The 14,612-nt window shown below is 56.7% G+C and carries 10 protein-coding genes; 5 read left to right on the forward strand and 5 right to left on the reverse strand.

What is annotated here, in order from left to right:
• Window positions 1–27 precede the first annotated feature (27 nt).
• Complete coding sequence (locus QLQ17_RS12340) at window positions 28–648, reverse strand: LysE/ArgO family amino acid transporter (protein ID WP_283209878.1); 621 nt, start codon at window positions 646–648, stop codon at window positions 28–30.
• A gap of 104 nt (window positions 649–752) precedes the next feature.
• Here QLQ17_RS12340 and QLQ17_RS12345 point away from each other — a divergent pair, with 104 nt between their 5' ends.
• Window positions 753–1,640 (forward strand): LysR family transcriptional regulator ArgP, encoded by an 888-nt coding sequence (locus tag QLQ17_RS12345; protein WP_283209879.1) that lies wholly within the window; start codon window positions 753–755, stop codon window positions 1,638–1,640.
• Entirely contained in the window at window positions 1,628–2,908 is a 1,281-nt protein-coding gene (locus tag QLQ17_RS12350) for an MgtC/SapB family protein (RefSeq protein ID WP_283209880.1), read from the forward strand. Before QLQ17_RS12345 ends, QLQ17_RS12350 begins: the two co-directional genes overlap by 13 nt.
• A gap of 4 nt (window positions 2,909–2,912) precedes the next feature.
• Here QLQ17_RS12350 and alkB read toward each other — a convergent pair whose 3' ends face one another.
• On the reverse strand, window positions 2,913–3,560 hold the full coding sequence (gene alkB / locus QLQ17_RS12355; protein WP_283209881.1) for a DNA oxidative demethylase AlkB: 648 nt from the start codon (window positions 3,558–3,560) through the stop codon (window positions 2,913–2,915).
• 138 nt (window positions 3,561–3,698) lie between these two features.
• Here alkB and QLQ17_RS12360 point away from each other — a divergent pair, with 138 nt between their 5' ends.
• Together QLQ17_RS12360 and djlA are read left to right on the forward strand one after the other, a co-directional pair.
• A complete protein-coding gene (locus QLQ17_RS12360) occupies window positions 3,699–6,515 on the forward strand; it encodes an HD domain-containing phosphohydrolase (protein ID WP_283209882.1) in 2,817 nt (938 codons plus the stop codon).
• Between the two features lie 28 nt (window positions 6,516–6,543).
• Window positions 6,544–7,320: a co-chaperone DjlA gene (gene djlA / locus QLQ17_RS12365; protein WP_283209883.1), complete on the forward strand. Its 777-nt coding sequence runs from the start codon at window positions 6,544–6,546 to the stop codon at window positions 7,318–7,320.
• A gap of 1 nt (window position 7,321) precedes the next feature.
• Here the strand turns inward: djlA and QLQ17_RS12370 are convergent, their stop codons facing one another.
• Window positions 7,322–7,945, reverse strand: a complete 624-nt coding sequence (locus QLQ17_RS12370; RefSeq protein ID WP_283209884.1) for a methyltransferase family protein — start codon at window positions 7,943–7,945, stop codon at window positions 7,322–7,324.
• Window positions 7,946–8,040: 95 nt separating this feature from the next.
• Here QLQ17_RS12370 and QLQ17_RS12375 point away from each other — a divergent pair, with 95 nt between their 5' ends.
• A complete protein-coding gene (locus QLQ17_RS12375) occupies window positions 8,041–9,516 on the forward strand; it encodes an amidase (RefSeq protein WP_283209885.1) in 1,476 nt (491 codons plus the stop codon).
• Here QLQ17_RS12375 and QLQ17_RS12380 read toward each other — a convergent pair.
• Window positions 9,499–11,418, reverse strand: coding sequence for a sensor domain-containing diguanylate cyclase (locus QLQ17_RS12380; RefSeq protein WP_283209886.1), 1,920 nt, complete (start codon window positions 11,416–11,418; stop codon window positions 9,499–9,501). The two genes, QLQ17_RS12375 and QLQ17_RS12380, sit on opposite strands and share 18 nt — an antisense overlap.
• A 113-nt stretch (window positions 11,419–11,531) precedes the next feature.
• A complete protein-coding gene (locus QLQ17_RS12385; RefSeq protein WP_283209887.1) occupies window positions 11,532–14,612 on the reverse strand; it encodes an efflux RND transporter permease subunit in 3,081 nt (1,026 codons plus the stop codon).

The following is a 14,612-nucleotide window of genomic DNA, read 5'->3' on the forward strand; positions in this document are numbered from 1 at the left end:
AGGGAAATCACGCAGGTGCCAGGCTAATCACACCATGGGCCCCTGCAGACCATTGGAGGCCAGATGAATGGCAATCCCCGCCATCATGGTGCCAATGGCGCCGTCGATAAATCGCCAGGCTAATGGCCGCGCCAGCCAGGGAGACAGCGCAGCACCCGCAAGCCCAAGCGCGCTGAACCAGAGCACCGACGCTGTGCTGGCGCCTGCGAAAAACGCCACCTGGCTGCCCTGCTGAGCGCCAATGGAGGGAATCAGCAACAACGTGTCCAGATAAACCTGTGGGTTCAACAGCGTCACTGCGAGCGTGGTCATCACCACCGCTTTAAAGCTGGTTTCAGCCCGGCTCTCCGGATCCAGCCCCTGTCTGCCACGAATCACATTGAAAAACGCGACCGCGGCAAGCCAGGTCAGAAAGGCAACACCCAGCCAGCGCAACGCTTCCATTGCCTCGGGCACCGCCAGTAGGGCCGCACTGACCCCCAGCATGCCCAGGGTAAACAGAAGAATGTCCGCACTCATGCAAATGCCAACGCAAGTCCAGTGATGCTCACGGCGAATCGCCTGCCCCAGTATGTAAGCATTCTGGGCACCGATAGCGATGATGATTCCGCCGCACACAATCAGACCGGTAAGAAAACTTGTTAGCACTGCTCTCTCCTTCGTCAGGAAGCTGTCGTTCAATTTGAGTGGAAGCTTACCCAGACAGCGCTATACTTAAAAATCATATTCGTTATGCCCCATAAGATTTTCTAATGATTGATTACAAACTCATTCAAGCACTGGCAGCCGTGGTGGAAAATGGGGGGTTTGAACGCGCGGGTGACGCCCTGGGGCTGACCCAGTCGGCGGTGTCCCAACGAATCAAATCTCTCGAAGTCCGGCTGGGACTGCCAGTCATGACCCGACATCCGGAGCTCAGGCCAACACCAGCCGGCCAGAAACTGCTGAATCATTTCCAACAGGTTCAGTTGCTGGAAAGAGATCTGACCCGCAACATACCGTCTCTGGCGGAAGAGACCACGCGCCTGCGCATTGCGATCAATGCGGACAGCGTGTCCACCTGGTGGGCAACCGCCGTCGCCGAGTTTTTCCGGGAAGAAGGCGTGCTGATGGATCTGGTTATCGAAGATCAGGACGTTGGCCTGAGGCGAATGCGGGAAGGCGATGTAGCAGCCTGCCTGTGCAGCAGCCCGCAACCCGTTGCGGGCGCGCGGGCGGTACCGCTGGGCAGCATCACCTACCGGGCGCTGGCCACAGAGCAATACATTCAGCATTATTTCGCGGATGGCATCAGCACCGAAGCCCTGGCGGTGGCGCCCGCCATTGTCTACGGCCCCAACGATCAGCTTCAGCACCGTTTCCTGCAGAGCTTCGGCTACCATGGCAGCTTCCGCTTTCATCTCTGTCCGTCATCAGAGGGTTTCGTGAGATTTGCCACAGCAGGCATAGGCTACGGTATGATTCCGGAAATACAGGCCCGACACTGGCTAAAAAACAATCTGCTGGTGGATCTGGCGCCAGAACACGCGTTGAACGTGCCCCTGTACTGGCATTTCTGGCGTCACAGTGGGGACCTTTTACAAACCCTGACACGGCTACTGGAAAGGAAAACAGAAGAGATACAGCAATGGACGATATAGCCGTCAATTTCCTGGACAATCATGCCACTGCAATCAATTTGCTCATCGCTTTGCTGCTGGGCGCTGTCGTTGGTCTGGAGCGCGGCTGGGGAAGCCGAAACAAAGCGCCAGGTGAGCGAATCGCCGGCATTCGCACCTTTGCCCTGATCGGTTTGATGGGCGGTTTTGCAGCGCTTCTGGCAGAGCAAATCACGCCCTGGGTGTTTCCCGCCATGCTCATTGGGCTGATCGCCATTGCGTTGGTGGCGTTCAATCAACAGGTGGAAAACTCCCGCAATGTGAGTATCACCGGCATTGTCGGTATGGTGCTGACGTTTTGCTATGGCGCCGTTGCGGTGGTGGTTGACCCGATTTTGGCGATCGCGGCGGCAGTGATCACCGCCATTATTCTGGACAACAAAGCAGAAATACACGGCGTGGTCGCCCGTTTGCAGGAGCATGAGCTGGACGCCGCATTAAAATTGCTGGCCATTTCGGTGGTGCTGCTGCCGCTGTTGCCCGATGAGGGACATGGCCCCGGCGATGTACTGAACCCCAGGGCGATCTGGTGGATGGTGGTGTTAATCGCATCGGTATCGTTCGTCGGTTACTTTGCGGTAAAGATTTTCGGAACGGGGCGCGGCATTCTGTTTACCAGCGTATTCGCCGGGCTAAGCTCCTCCACCGCACTGACACTGCACTACGCCCGGCAATCCAATCAGTCGCCCGAGCTTTGCCCTCAACTGGCCAGCGGCATCCTGATTGCCTGCGGCACCATGTTCCCCCGCATCCTGGTCTATTGTCTGCTGATTAACCCGGCCCTGCTCGCAGACCTTTGGCTGCCGGTTGTCGCCATGAGCCTGTGCCTGTTTGGTCCCGCCGCCGTTATCTGGAAACGAAACCAGCAACGATTATTGAAAAGCCCGTCACTGGCAACGCAGAACCCGCTTGAACTTACATCGGCCCTGACGTTCGGTGCGCTGTTAACGCTGATTCTGCTGCTCGGCCAGCTGGTGCAGGAGTGGGCAGGAAACGCAGGTATCCTGGCGCTGGCGGCGGCGTCCGGCATTGCGGACGTTGATGCCATTACTCTGTCACTGTCGCGGATGTCTCAGAACACTCTGTCCCACGACCTTGCGATCATCGGTATTGTTGTCGCAGCAACGGTCAATAACCTGGTCAAGACAGGCATGGCAGGAGCCATTGGTGACCGGGCTCTGGGGCTGCAAGTAGCCGGCCCCATGGTGCTGTCGCTCGTGGTAGGCCTCACTGCGGCCATTGCGCTGTAACCCGCTACCTGGCTTTGCGAAAGGTGAGGTTGTAGCGGCAGGCGCCCGTCAAAGGATGCTCGACAGATTTGAGCGTCAGTACCCCGTGATACCTCAATCGTGACGGCCCGCCCCAGACAACCACGTCGCCATGTTCCAGGGGTATTTTCTGCGGCCGGTCGCTTCTGCGCAGTCCGCCAAACTGAAACACGATAGGAGAACCCAGCGACACCGAGACGATCGGCTGTTCGAAATCTTCTTCGTCTTTATCCTGATGCAAACCCATTTTTGCGCCGGGCAAGTACCGGTTTATCAGGCACGCATCCGGATCAAAATCGGGGTATCCCGCCTGTTCGGCGGCCGCTCTGGCAAGGTCCCTCAGAACAGCCGGCATGTCAGGCCAGGGACGGTCGGTCAGCGGGTCAGTTGTCTGATATCGGTAGCCCTTTCTGTCCGTCACCCAACCCCAGCTTCCACAGCAGACCATGGCTGCCGACATGGTGTGGCCGCCAGGCGTCTGCATCTGGCGCAGAGGCGCCTGCCTGGCCACCTGTTCGATGGCATCGAGCAGTTCCCGAGCATCAGAGCTGGCAAATCGACGAAGAACAACCGCCCCATCTTCCAGGGGCTCTTCCCAGGGCTCGGCTGTGTCAGAGAACAAATCCGGCGTCACCCCACCCTCCTTAAAACGGTCTTTTGAAAACAGGTACGTTGGCGAGAACTACGGCGCAATTGACGACTAGTCATGAAATTTTGGCACTCACGGGCTACGTTTAATTGACATACCCACTGACCGCCGCAAAGGATCATCATGCCCAGTCGCCGTTCACCGGCCCAGTTTTCGCTCGCAGTGCTCATTGCGTCAACCATCAGCCTCGGCATGCTGATTCTCGCCATCGTACTGGTCGGTCAGAGTTTCCGCGGAATGGAAACGGCCAAATTGAAAGCCGCCAGCGCGGCCGCTCACCAGTTGGCCATCAGTGTAGACGACCGCATTCAGGCCATCATCCAGCCACCCGCAACCGCGCTGACCATCCTCAGCCACGATTCCATTGCCTGGGCCAACACGATCGGCAAGCGGCTGGATCGCTTGCCGATGATGGCGGACGTGCTTACCGGTAGCAACATCGTGAGCGCTGTTTACGTGGGATACGACAACGGCGACTTTTTCCTGTTACGCGTACTGCCCGACGGCGAGCGAACCGAATATACCAATGCGCCACCGGGCTCTCGATACCTGCTGCAGACTATTACCACTGAAAACCCACAGGCCAAAACTCGCGAATATTTCTTTTATAACCGGCGATGGGAGCTGCTCGCCAGACAGGTCCCGGAAGATTATGACTACGACCCTCGCTTGCGAGGCTGGTTTCAGGCTGCCACGGAGCCCGGCCGTAACTATTTGTCGCCTCCCTACGAGTTTTTTACCACTGGCGAGACCGGGCTGACTCTGTCCCGAAGGTCATCGTCTGCGATGGGTGCGGTATTCGGCATTGATGTCACGATCACTGACCTGAACGGACAGCTAGAGAATCTGCGGCAAACGCCGGGGACCGAGATCGCCATTTTGAGTGATCGCGGAGACCTTCTGGCGCATACGGGTTCGGTCAATGGGCAGCCGGCCCCTATCCTTGCCGAATTATTGGAGAGAACCCGATCATCACAAAGCACATCAGACACGCGCTATTTCGAAGTGGAAGACAGACAGTGGTGGGGTGAAACCGAGCCCCTCTATTCTCTGGATCAGAAAGATCATCTGATTGCCGTGGCCATACCGTCAGACGAACTGCTTGCCGATGTGTGGGCGACGCTCAAACAGCAAACGGTTCTGGCCAGTGCCATCGCTCTGATTCTACTGGGTACTGGCTGGATTCTCGGCCGACAACTGGGTAGGCCATTGGAGCTGCTCGCGGACAGAGTGGGCGCGTTATCAAAGTTCCAGTTCTCCACCTCTCTAAAGTTGAATTCCCACATTCGCGAAGCCCGTCACCTGAGCGGCGCGTTGGACGATATGGCCAGCACGATACGAAGCTTCCAGAACATCACCACTGTGCTCAATCGCGGACAGGATTTGAACCAGCTTCTCCATGACGTCTTGCAACAGATCGTACAAATCATCGGCCAGAAACGTGGCGCTGTGTATCTGGCCAACGGTCAGGAGCAAAAACTGGTGCTATCGGTGGATCAGGGACTGGCGCCACCGGCTGAAATCACCGGCATTGGAGGGGAGGATGACGACAGTGACGTGATCCAGGCCATGCGTGCGCAATGCAGTGGTCACCCGGTTTTCGCCATCCTGCGCAACCGAAGCCGAAAGCTGATCGGTGCCCTGGTGATTGAAATGGAGCGCGGTGACCAGACCCAGCTGACCGACGAGCTGATCGTGTTTGTGGATGAGATTGCCGGCTCCGCGGCCGTTGCCATCGAAACCCGGGAACTGATCGAAACCCAGCAGGCACTCCTGGAGGGCTTTATTCGCCTGGTGGCAGGCGCCATCGACGCCAAATCCCCTTATACCGGAGGGCATTGCGAGCGAGTACCGAGGCTGGCACAAATGATGGTGGACGAGGCTATCGTCAGCAACGCCAAACCCTTCGCCAATTTCAGCATGACCGACGACGAAATGTACGAATTCCATCTGGCAGCCTGGCTGCACGACTGCGGCAAGATCACCAGCCCGGAATACGTTGTAGACAAAGGCGTGAAGCTGGAGACCATCTATAACCGCATTCACGAAATTCGAACCCGCTTCGAGGTGCTTCACCGCGATGCTGAAATACGGTATCTACAGCGATGCCTGAGTGGTGACGATCCGGACCAGGCAGCACAAGACCGGGATGCCGAGCAACAAGCACTGCAGGAGGAATTTCAGACAGTCGCAAACGCCAATACCGGTGGCGAGTTTATGGACGACAAAGACATCGACGCCCTGCACGCCATCGCTCGCAGAAGCTGGCAAAGACATTTCAGTGACCGCCTGGGGCTGTCTTCCGATGAGCAGGAAGCCATAGGCACTCTTCCTGAAACGCCCCTGCCTGCCGCTGAAACACTGCTGGCAGACCAACCTCATCATGTTCGCCCCTGGGGGGACAGACGACCACCGGTCACCCGCGATGACCCGGCCAACCGTTGGGGCTTCGACATGGATCTTCCCGAACACGCAGCCAACGGCGGAGAACTCTATAACCTTACCATTCGGCGGGGTACTCTAACCCCGGAAGAACGATTCCGGATCAACGACCACATCGTTCAGACCATCTGCATGTTAGGCTCTCTGCCATTACCCGACTGGCTGGCTCGCGTGCCCCACCTGGCCGGAACCCATCATGAGAGGATGGACGGCAAGGGATATCCCTGCCGACTGACTGGCGAACAGATGGGCGTTCCTGAACGCATCATGGCGATAGCGGACGTGTTCGAGGCATTAACCGCCGTCGATCGCCCCTACAAGGAAGGAAAAACGCTGACTCAGTCGCTCACCATCATGAAGCACATGGTGAATGAAGGACACCTGGACCGTGACGTTTTCCATTTGTTCATCCAGTCAGGTACTTATCGGCGTTATGCTGAGCAGTTCCTGCGACCAGATCAGCAGGACAACGTAGACGAAAGCCAGTTTTTGGACTGAAACCCTTCCTATTGATAAGGACACAACCATGTTCGGCCTGTTTATCGGCGGTTTGATCGGCTATATGTTCGCGCGCCTTCCCGGATTCCTGATCGGCGCGGCTGCCGGTGTTTTCCTGACCCGCCTAATAAAACAACGCCTCTGGCAGAAAATCAGCCAGGTTCAGACTGGCTTCCTGGAATCCGTCTTCGCCGTCATGGGGGCACTCTGTAAGGCCGATGGCGTGGTCACCAGAGACGAGATTCAGGTGGCTGAGAAGTTATTCGAGCAATTCCGATTGTCCGGTGAAAGCCGGGAGCGAGCCAAAGCTGCCTTTAACCGGGGCAAAGCCGACGACTTTGACCTGGATGCAGAGCTTCAGCATTTTCTGAGCATCAGCGGCAGACAACCAGCGCTGCTGCAGATGTTTCTTCAGGTTCAGGTATCTGCCGTCGCCGCAGATGGGGTTATCCATCCGGCGGAACATGAAATGTTGCTGCGAGTGGCACGGGGGCTTGGACTGCCCGAGTCACAGGTGGAGCAGCTGGAAGCCATGCTGAGAGGGTCGCAGGGCGGCCAGGCTGGCGGCGGTGGTCAACAATCAACCGCCAGCCAATTGGAGAACGCCTACAAAGTACTTGGAGTGTCCTCGTCGGACAGTGACGCGGACATCAAAAAGGCCTATCGCAAACTGATGAGCGAAAACCATCCGGACAAACTGGCAGGTCGTGGATTGCCCGAAAGCATGCGGGAAATGGCCGAGCAAAAAACCCGGGAAATCAGCCACGCCTACGACGTCATAAAAGCGGCCCGCCAGAACGGGTAACTCACAGCCAGCGAGGAACCTTCTGGCGATACTGGAGGTAGGCATCGCCGAATAAGCCGGCCAGTGCACGCTCTTCGACTCTTGCCTGCCGCATCATAACGGCAACGCCGGTAATCAGGCACACCAGCGAGAAAACAGAGGGAAAGGCCAGGAAAAAACCGAGCTGCCCCAGCATCACCGTCATGAATACCGGATTCCTGGTGCGGGCGTAAGGCCCCGCAGTAAGCAGATGCTGGTTCTGGTCGGGATCGACTCCCGAACGCCATTGTTCGTGCATATAGGCCTGAAAATAATTCACCAGGCCAAAGGCCAGGATCAGGAACAGCATCCCCGTTACCAGAACCGGCCAATAATAAAGCCATTCAAACACCCCAAACCAGGCATCAATATCCACAAATATCCGGGCCACCACCGCGGACAGAATCGCCGCCCGGAACAGATTGAATAACTGCCGATTCCACCAGCCCGATGAACCTTTGCTGCCATAGTTGATGTAGGAAAAGCCGTTTCTCGCATGCAGCCCAAGGCTGCGCGCGGTAAATTGCACGCCAATCATCAGAAAAAAGATCCCGAGAAAGTTACGCACAAGCGGCTCGGCGAATGCCTGCATTGATTGTTCGAACATGAAACTCACTTACTGGATTACCCGATATGACATATCGCTACATTAGCAGTTTAGCTAGAGTACCCTTAAAATTTTGCTGAGGATGCTCATTACAGATGGCTGCAAACACTGGACAACCGTCATTTCACACCTTTCGCGACGACGCTCTGGGACAGTATGACGCAACGGAGCTCGCAGATCTCCTCAAGCAGGGAAAACGGACATCCGAAGAGCTTATTATAGCCAGTCTTGAACGCGCAAGACTGGCCCAGCCCCAATTAAACGCTCTGGTCACACCGATTGCAGAAGGGCCTGAGGCCTTGTCAAAACTGATGGCTGGCACGCCAGAATCGGCGTCAGCCCGGTTCACTGGCATCCCCACTGCGATCAAGGACAACACCGATGTCCAGAAGTTCCCGACCACCCAGGGAACGGACGCCCTCCAGGCCAGACCAGCCCAACGCACAAGCCCCTTCGCAGACCAATTACTGGCCCAGGGCCTGGTTTGCATTGGCAAAACCACGTTGCCGGAATTTGGCTTCAATGCCACAACGGAGCCCGCTCACAGAGAGCCCACACGCAACCCCTGGCATACGGGTTACTCCACTGGCGCTTCATCGGGCGGATCCGCGGCACTGGTTGCGGCCGGCGTTTTGCCCATTGCACACGCCAACGATGGCGGCGGTTCCATTCGAATACCCGCCGCGTGCTGCGGCCTGGTTGGCCTGAAGCCTTCCCGTGGCAGACTGGTGGACAATGACGCTGCTAAATCGCTGCCCATCAATATCGTGGCGGACGGAGTGGTCACCCGAAGCGTTCGGGACACCGCCAATTTTTATCACGACGCCGAGCACTACTATCGCAATCCCAGGCTTCCTTCCATCGGTCTGGTAGAAAAAGCCGCCGACAAGCCCTTGAGAATTGGCCTGATTCTGGACTCTATCAATGGCAAACGCACAGACGATGAAACCCGCCAGGCTGTAGAATCCACAGCCAAATCTCTGGCGGAGATGGGCCATCACGTCGAAGAGATGCCCATGCCCGTGCCAGATACATTCCCGGCAGACTTTGCGCTCTATTGGGGGATGCTGGCTTTTGGCGTGCGCCAGAATGGCAAGCGACTGTTCCAGGCCCCGTTCGACCGGAAAAAGGTGGATGGCCTGACCGTCGGACTGGACAAAGCCTTCAAAAAGCGGTTTTACCGATTGCCAGCCGCCCTCTGGCGATTGCGACGTTCCTATCACGACTATGCCCGGGCAATGGCCGGTTTTGATGCGGTATTGACACCGGTTCTGGGCCATACCACGCCGGAAATCGGTTACCTGAGCCCCAACGTGCCTTTTGAGGAGCTGTTTGAAAGGCTGTTCAGCTATGTCAGCTTCACCCCTCTGGCGAACACCACCGGCGCGCCAGCCATCGCTTTACCGGGTGGGCAGACGTCCAACGGGTTGCCCATTGGCATCCAATTGATGGGAAAACATGGGGGCGAGAAAACGCTGCTGGAGCTGGCCTTCGGGCTGGAAGAGGCCCAGCCTTGGCCAACAATACCGCAGCGTGAAAGCAGCGCCGAGTCTTTAGACCGGGTTGTCTGAAGCCACCGGCTGAATATCCGACCGGGATATGACCCGATTGCGCCCGGCGCCTTTTGCTTCGTAGAGTGCCTCGTCGGCTTTTGCGAACATACTCTTGGTGGCATCGGCCCGCTCTGGACAGCCCGCGCATATACCAACACTGACCGTCAGGTGGAGTATTTCATCGGAGACCCGAAAACCGGTTTCTTCGATTTTTTTGCGAATCTTTTCCGCGACACGAATGGCGCCCTCTTCCGGCGTTTCCGGCAATAGCACCACGAACTCTTCCCCTCCGTAGCGAGCCGCCAGATCCTGAGTTCGGGTAACGTATTCACCAATGCAACCCGCCACCATTTGCAGACAGTCATCCCCGACCAGATGACCGTAGGTGTCGTTAAACTTCTTGAAGTGATCGATATCCAGAATCAGTAACGACAGTGGCTGGCCGAACCGGAATGCCTTAACCACCATGGATTTGAAGATCCGGTCGAAATACCCACGATTCTTCAGGCCAGTCAGGGCATCGGTAGAGCTCAATTCCTGTAAACGCTCGTTCAGGGATTCGAGATCCTGAGTGCGCTCCTGCACGCGTTGTTCAAGAAGAGTATTGGCCTCCTGCTGAACCTGCAGCGATTTGGCCTGAGCAATGCGAGCCTTGCGCTCCTCCGCCAGTAACTTCTGCTGGGCTTCGAAAGCACGCTTTTTCTCCTGATTCAAACGGTCCGCCAGGGCAACCGACAGCAAAATCACACCGATGGCCGAACCCACCTGGGTCGCATTCTCTGTCAGAAAGTTTCTCGGCAGCAGGGTGAACTTGTTGAAAGCCAGTACTATTCCGCCGGATAGCATAAAAAACCAGGCAACGGCATAGTATTTCGCAGCCGGATCCTGTTTTAACCACCTGACCACGCCCAACAACAGCAGGATGCTGCATACAAGGGCTGCGAGTAGGATGGTTGGCAGAATCATATACTTGTAGGGCACCAGGACACTGGCCGCTGCAAAGCTTCCCGAAATAAGCATCAAAGCGGCCATGACCCGGTTCAGAATCGGGTGATTGGATCGATGCACGGTCAGAAAACGCAGACTGAACGCCACGCCAAAGAACAGCGTCAGATTCAGGAACACCACGATCGCCCGATCATTCCACCAGGTGGCGTCCTGCCAGAGATATTGATAGCTCACGCCGTGAAGGCTGGCCAGGAATAGCGGCATTGCGGCAATGTAGCCCACGTAATAGAGAAAGCTGCGTTCGCCCACCGCCCGATAGACAAACAGGTTGTACAGAATCATCACCAGTACGATGCCGTAATACAGCCCCTCAAACAGGCTGCGGGCCTGCTCCGCTTCGAAAAACGCGTCCCTGTCCCAGAGCACCAGCGGCACCTGCATGGAGCTGGTGGTGTCCACACGCAGGTACACTGTCCGCGGGTAACCCGGCGTCAGGGTCAGCGGTACCAGAAAGTTACGGTGATGGATCAGCCGCTGGTCGAACGGTTTGCTGTCGCCCAGTTCATGGAATTCGAGTAGCCGACCCTGTTGCAGCATGTACAGTTCAATGTGATCCAAAACTGGGTAGGCTATTTCGAGATACAGGGACTGAAAGGCGGGCGTACCGTTGGTCATCTGGAAACGAAACCAGTAAACATCGTCACCGTAACCCAGGTTGATGCTCTGGCTGCCGTTTCTCTGCCAGGCAGACTCCGGCAACTGCCGCACTTCTTCCAGCGACTTTGGGCCGCTTTGCTCCAGCCAGAACTCTACTTCTTTGGCCATCTCGATTCGCTCAACGCCTTCTTTCCACACGGCGCCATCGGCCTGCGCCAGGGCGGGCAGGACGAACAACAGGCAAATCACCAGAAAGCTCTGGCACAATCTCAGCAATTGTTGATTCAGGCTGCGCAAAAGTGAATCCCTGTTCATGTTTTGGCTCCATTATGGTCCAGAACATTGTCGAACGCCTGCCGCATTAAGAAATGAAGCAATGACACAACAAAACTTCACATTCAGGGCCGGGGATTCTTGTGGCCGTTATGTCATTGATTGCCCGATGAGGCCAGAGACCTGACTCGCGCTCCAACTCGATTACCCAGTACAAGCAGGGACGGCGTCAGCAACAAAGTTAGTATGGTGGCAAACGCCAATCCCCCTGCAATGGCACTGGACAGTTGGGTCCACCATTGCGTTGAAGGTGCTCCGATGCCGAGCGAGGGAGTCAGCAAATCCACGTTGACGCCCAGCACCATCGGCATCAGCCCCAGAATCGTGGTCACGGCGGTCAACAATACCGGCCTTAGACGCAGGCAGCCAGTTTCCAGCGCCGCATCAAAAGCACTGAACCCTTCCTTTCGCATCTGGTTAAAGGTATCGATCAGGATAATGTTGTTATTCACCACGATGCCTGCCAGCGCAATGATGCCCATGCCCACCATCACAATGCCGAAAGACTGGCCATTCAATAGCAAGCCCAGCAACACACCGGCGGTCGACAGAACAATGGCAGAGAGGATCAGCATGGTCTGATAGAGGGAATTGAATTGAGTCACGAGAATCAACAGCATCAGCCCGATGGCCACCATGAAGGCCGAAGACAGGAAATTCGCAGCCTGTTTCTGATCCTCGTTTTCACCGGCGAAGCTGATGGTGATGCCTTCCGGTGTTTCAGGCATCTTCTGCTGCAATTCCTTCAGCAAGGCGCTGGCCTGGCGGTCCGGCTCCACGTCGGATTTGACGGTAACCGTGCGCTGCCCATCCACCCGGACAATACTGCCAATTTTGTCGCCCGGCTCCAGCTTCACAAATTGCGACAATGGCACTTGCCCCCGGGAGGTTTGAATCGTCTGACGCTGAAACTGGTCCAATTCACGCCAGTTGTTGGGGACGCGCACCACGATATCGACTTCATCCCGGACATCTTCCGGCCGATAGGTAGCAAGCACCAGGCCGTTGGTGACCAACCTGACTGCGCTGCCCACGCCAAGAACGTCAGAACCAAAGCGGGCCGCGGCTTCACGATCCACATTCAGCCGCCATTCGATACCAGGCAGGCTGCGATCGTCCTCTACGTCGACGAAACCACCCATCTCATTCATCTGGTCTTTCACCTGATCGACGTATCGATCCAGCTTTTCGATATCCAGGCCGCTGATCTTCAATTCAATAGGCTTGCCGTCCGCGGGCCCGCCTTCCTGCTTGCGAAATTCCAATTGGATGCCGGGAATGTCTGCCGTGCGCTCTCTCAGGTCTTCCAGAATCTGCGTTGCCGGGCGACGCTCGTTCCAGTCGGTGAACTGGAACTGCAGTACGCCAATGACGTCCGGGGCCATGCGGTTTCCGGCGGCAATCATCGAACGGGCGTAAAGTGCTTTCACTTCGGGCAAGCCCTGCAACCGCTGTTCGACGTCTCGAACAATTTCATCTCGCTCCCAGACAGACAGGTCGCCACGGGCTCGCACCTGAACCTGGGCGGAATCTGGTTCTACGCTGGGGAAAAACTCGACGCCATGGTTGAATTTGTAATAGGCGCCGTAAATCAGGGCCACCACGCCCAACACGCCAACCAGGGTCAGCCATGGCGATGCCAGTAAGGTGGCCAGGGCTTTCCGGTACAGTTTCCCCATCCTGCCCTGCTTTACCGTCGCCCGTGTCCGCTTTCCGCCACTCAGGCTGCCCAATACCGGCAGAAACACCAACGCCATGGCCAGCGAGGCCAGCAAGCAGATGATCACCGTCATTGGAAGAAACTTCATGAATTCGCCGACCACCCCGGGCCAAAACAGCAGCGGCAGAAATACCACCAGTGTCGTGGCGGTCGAGGCAATGATCGGCCATGCCATTCTTGATGCGGCTTCGCCCCAGGCCCTGGAAACTTTCTGGCCCTCGCTGAGGTTTCTATCCGCCAGTTCCGACACCACAATGGCGCCGTCCACCAGCATGCCCGCCACCAGAATCAGGCTGAACAGGACAACGATATTAAGCGTCAGCCCCATCCCCCAGATCACCAGAATACCGGTCAGGAACGCCCCGGGGATGGTCAACCCCACCAGAAAGGCGGATCGTGGGCCCATGAAGGCAATGATCAATACAATCACCAGTACAATGGCGGTGAGCACGTTGTTCAACAGGTCGCTGAGGATGTCACGCACCTCGCCCGACTGATCCATGATGTAGCGAACTTCCAGCTCTTCCGGCAGCTGGTCCTCAGCGGCCCGCATCAGGCCTTTGACCTTTTCAACAGTTTCAATGATGTTGGCGCCAGTACGCTTGGATACTTCCAGAACCAGGGCAGGCTCGCCATTGATGCGTGCAAACCCACGCGGATCTTTGAATGTGCGCTGCAGCATGGCGACATCACCAAAGGTGACGACGGTGTCGCCGTCTACCTTGATGGGCATCGTCATCACATCTTCGATGGTTTCGATCACCCCGGGCACCTTCATGGTCATGCGCCCGGCACCGGTATCCAGACTGCCCGCAGCCACCAACTGGTTATTGCGTGTGACCAGCTGGCCAAGGGTGTCGTAATCCACGCCATAGCTTTCCAGTACCTGTGGATCGACCACCACTTCCAGAAGGTCTTCCCGGTCGCCGCCAATTTCGACTTCTAGCACTTCCGGAATACCTTCTATGGCATCCTGCAGTCGGCGGGCGACAGTCACCAGTTCCCGCTCTGACAGCGGCCCCGAGAGTCCGACGGACAGAACCGGAAACAAAGCCACGTTGATTTCGTTGACGCGCGGTTCATCCGCTTCCTGCGGCAGCTTGCTTCGCGCCGTATCAACGTTTTCCCGAACATCCTGAAGAGCTTTGTCCGGATCAAACCCCGCATCGAATTCCAGCATCACCGAGGCATGTCCTTCGGAAGCGGTGGAGCGCATTTCCTTGATACCCTCCAGCGATCGCAGTTCCTGCTCCATGGGGCGGATCAACAGTCGCTCGGAGTCTTCCGGGCTGATGCCGTCCAGCGTCATGGACACGTAAATCATGGGAATGGTGATGTCAGGGTTGGCTTCTTTCGGAATCAACTGGAAGGCTGCAACGCCCCCGATGATCAGGAATAACAGGGTCAGAAAGGTGGTGCGGCTTCTGTCCAGCGCGGCAAAAATAAGCGTGCGCAT

The sequence above is a fragment of the Marinobacter sp. CHS3-4 genome (genome assembly GCF_030053415.1).
In the GTDB taxonomy this organism is placed as follows: domain Bacteria; phylum Pseudomonadota; class Gammaproteobacteria; order Pseudomonadales; family Oleiphilaceae; genus Marinobacter.

Bases quoted from the DNA above. Each gene is read 5' to 3' on its own strand.
- QLQ17_RS12360 (WP_283209882.1), top strand. From the start codon at position 3,699: ATGCCCAGTCGCCGTTCACCGGCCCAGTTTTCGCTCGCAGTGCTCATT.
- QLQ17_RS12380 (WP_283209886.1), bottom strand. From the start codon at position 11,418: ATGAACAGGGATTCACTTTTGCGCAGCCTGAATCAACAATTGCTGAGA.
- QLQ17_RS12345 (WP_283209879.1), top strand. From the start codon at position 753: ATGATTGATTACAAACTCATTCAAGCACTGGCAGCCGTGGTGGAAAAT.
- QLQ17_RS12350 (WP_283209880.1), top strand. From the start codon at position 1,628: ATGGACGATATAGCCGTCAATTTCCTGGACAATCATGCCACTGCAATC.
- QLQ17_RS12385 (WP_283209887.1), bottom strand. From the start codon at position 14,612: ATGCGCACGCTTATTTTTGCCGCGCTGGACAGAAGCCGCACCACCTTT.
- QLQ17_RS12370 (WP_283209884.1), bottom strand. From the start codon at position 7,945: ATGTTCGAACAATCAATGCAGGCATTCGCCGAGCCGCTTGTGCGTAAC.
- djlA (WP_283209883.1), top strand. From the start codon at position 6,544: ATGTTCGGCCTGTTTATCGGCGGTTTGATCGGCTATATGTTCGCGCGC.
- QLQ17_RS12375 (WP_283209885.1), top strand. From the start codon at position 8,041: ATGGCTGCAAACACTGGACAACCGTCATTTCACACCTTTCGCGACGAC.